Raw genomic sequence first — 2,629 nt, 5'->3', positions numbered from 1 at the left:
TCCTTGCGCTCCGCGATGATCTTTCGGCCATCGTGCAGAAGAATTTCTTCCTTCCACTCGAAGGTATTGGGCGTACAGCCCGCCAACGCGGGGGACAGGAGTGCTGCGAGCAAACATCCTTGCAATATGGACTTCATTGAATAACTCCTCCAAATAGAACATCAAAACCAAATCTTCTCGTTCGGCTCTCACGCATGACAGCCGGGTCCATCGATTTCGTACCACTGCGCGCGCATCGCCCTCCTGCATGGGCGCCCAGCAACGTATTGGCATATCCGCCAGGCCGGGCGCCGCTTTTCCAGGCGTCGATATCCGCGCCATACCTGCATCAAGCCCCGGGATTCACGGCCATGAGGCGGTCCCATTCCCCGAGCCGAGCCGCACCGACCACCACCTCGCCAGCCCCCCGCGGGGCGAACCCCGCCATGGCCTGCACCAGTTGCGCGGCGCTGCCCTCCAGTTCCAAGGCGCCCGCCAACCAGGGCTTGGGCATATCCAGCGTCATCCGGTCCGGTATCTCCGCAGGCCCGCCGCCGCCCAGGGCCGGGGCCTCCACCCGCCAGGGCTTCACGACACCCAGCACCATCCGCTCCGGCGTGTCCTCGGGCGCGCCGCCACCGGAGTCCGCTTCACTCACCCGCCAGGGTTTCGCGGTATCGACCACCAGCCGGTCTTCTCCCTCGTCTTGCGCCGACAAGGCCTGCGGCTCGATCGGCCCGACCTCCACGCCGCTCGCCTCCAGGGACACCGCCGCCTGAGGCAGCGCCAGCGCGCCCGCCGCCGTGGCGAACGCGCTCCCGAACTGCGGCACTCCATCCGGCGCGGCGCCCTCCCCAAAGGTCTCGGTTGCCTGCGCGGGCCCCGGCCTGCGCACACTCCAGAACCGCAACATGGCGGCCAGCGCCGTCTGCAGTGGGTTGTCATTCATGGTCTTCATCCCTTCTTTCTGTTTGGTTTTTCTGTTTGGTCTTCCTGTCCCGCTCCCCGCCATCCGCCGCGCGCGCAGCGCGCCTGGCGAGGGCTCCTGTTTCCTGTCTTTTGCGTCCCGCGTCTCGTGATCCGCGCCCCGCTCAACGCTCCCTCAGGCTCTCGCTGCCCGCCTTCTGGATCGGGCTCAGCAGGTACTCGATCACCCGCCGCTGACCCGTCTTGATCTCCGCCGTCAGGTTCATCCCCGGCGCCAGCCGGATGTCCTTGCCGTCGACGGCGATGTGCGTCTGGTCCAGCTTGAGCAGCGCGGGGAAGATCGCCCCCCGCTTCTCGTCGGCGACCGCGTCCCCCGTCACCGTCTCCACCCGCGCGCCCACCGTCCCGTAGCGCGTGAAGGGGAAGGTCTCCAGCTTGATCGTCACTTCCTGCGCCGGCTCCACGAAGCCGATGTCCTTGTTCTCCAGCGTGACCTCGGCGCTCACCTGGGCGCCGTCGGGCACGATGACCATCAGCGCCTGCGCTTCGGTGACGACGCCGCCCTCGGTGTGCGCCGCCAGTTGCTGGACCGTGCCGCTCACGGGAGCCACGAGCGTTGCCAGGCGCTCCCGCCGTTCGGCCTTGGACACTTCCTGTGCGCTCTGCTCGCGCTTGAGATCGGCCTGCGCCTGCCGCTCGCCCAGCGCGCGCCGTGTCTCCGCCAGGTACGACGTGCGCGACTGCCGGGCTTCGGCCAGCGCGGCCAGCGCTTCCTGCAGCCGGGCCTGCTGGGTCGCCAGGTCGCGCTCCATCTCCACGCGCTCGCGCGTGCGGTCCTGCGTCGCATGGCCGGAGATGAAGCCCTGCGCGGCCAGCGTCTCGAAATCCCGCTCCCGCTGTCGCACCCCGGGCAGGGTGGCTTCGAGCTTGGCCACCATCGCGCGCACCGTGGCGATCTCCGCTTCCCTGCGCTGGCGCTCGGCGTCCAGGCGCGCGAGCCGGGCCGTGATGTCGCTCCACTCGGCCGTCAGCTGCGCCTGGGCATCGGCGCGCTCCTGGGGGCTCCATCCGGCGGGCATCTGGTGCGTGGACCAGCGCGGCGGCGCGACCGGCCCCGCGTCCTTCAGCGCATCCTGTAGCGCCCGCACGCGAAGCGATTCCGACTCCGCCGATCGGTGCGCCTCGCCGAAGCTCGTGCGGTCCGCCTGCGCGGACGTCGGATCCAGCTCGAGCAGGGGCTGGCCGGCGACGACATGCTCGCCCTCGCGCACCAGCACGCGGCGCACCACGCTGTTTTCCAGCGGCTGGACCAGCTTGGTGCGGTCGCTCACGATGATGCGGCCCTGCGCCACCGCCACGATGTCGATGCGCCCCAGGCATGCCCAGGCCAGCGCGATGCCGAAGAGCGCCATCAGCAGCCACGCCAGGCGCCGCGGCGCCGGGTGCACCGGCGTCTCCTGCAGGCTCAGCGCCGCCGGAAAAAACGCCTGCTCGTCGGCCAGCCGCCGGGGGCCCGCCAGTTCCGCGCGCCGCTCCCAGGCCACCCGGAATACGTCGCGGTAGCGCGCCAGCAGATCCCGCAGAGGGTGGCGCGGTGAGGGAGGCGTGGAAGGTGCCGTCGTCTTCATGCCGCCGCCCCTTCCCCCGCAGGCGCCGGCCGGGCCGGCGGGGGCTGCTGCGCTGCCGCCAGGGCGCCCGCCCCGGCCTGCATGCGCCACAGGTG

The 2,629-nt window shown here is 70.4% G+C and carries 2 protein-coding genes; both read right to left on the bottom strand.

Annotation, left to right across the window (positions count from 1 at the left end; all coding sequences use genetic code 11):
- Nucleotides 1–328: 328 nt before the first annotated feature.
- A complete protein-coding gene (locus tag AX018_RS24430) occupies nt 329–928 on the bottom strand; it encodes a hypothetical protein (protein WP_111882830.1) in 600 nt (199 codons plus the stop codon).
- 142 nt (nt 929–1,070) lie between these two features.
- Complete coding sequence (locus AX018_RS24425) at nt 1,071–2,534, bottom strand: HlyD family type I secretion periplasmic adaptor subunit (RefSeq protein ID WP_111882829.1); 1,464 nt, start codon at nt 2,532–2,534, stop codon at nt 1,071–1,073.
- Nucleotides 2,535–2,629 lie beyond the last annotated feature (95 nt).

Source organism: Paracidovorax anthurii (assembly GCF_003269065.1).
In the GTDB taxonomy this organism is placed as follows: domain Bacteria; phylum Pseudomonadota; class Gammaproteobacteria; order Burkholderiales; family Burkholderiaceae_C; genus Paracidovorax; species Paracidovorax anthurii.
Note: the sequence above shows the minus strand (reverse complement) of the source record. Positions and strands in the feature narration are given on the sequence as shown.

Excerpts from the sequence above, each read along its gene's own strand:
- AX018_RS24430 (WP_111882830.1), bottom strand. The coding sequence starts at position 928 with ATGAATGACAACCCACTGCAGACGGCGCTGGCCGCCATGTTGCGGTTC.
- AX018_RS24425 (WP_111882829.1), bottom strand. The coding sequence starts at position 2,534 with ATGAAGACGACGGCACCTTCCACGCCTCCCTCACCGCGCCACCCTCTG.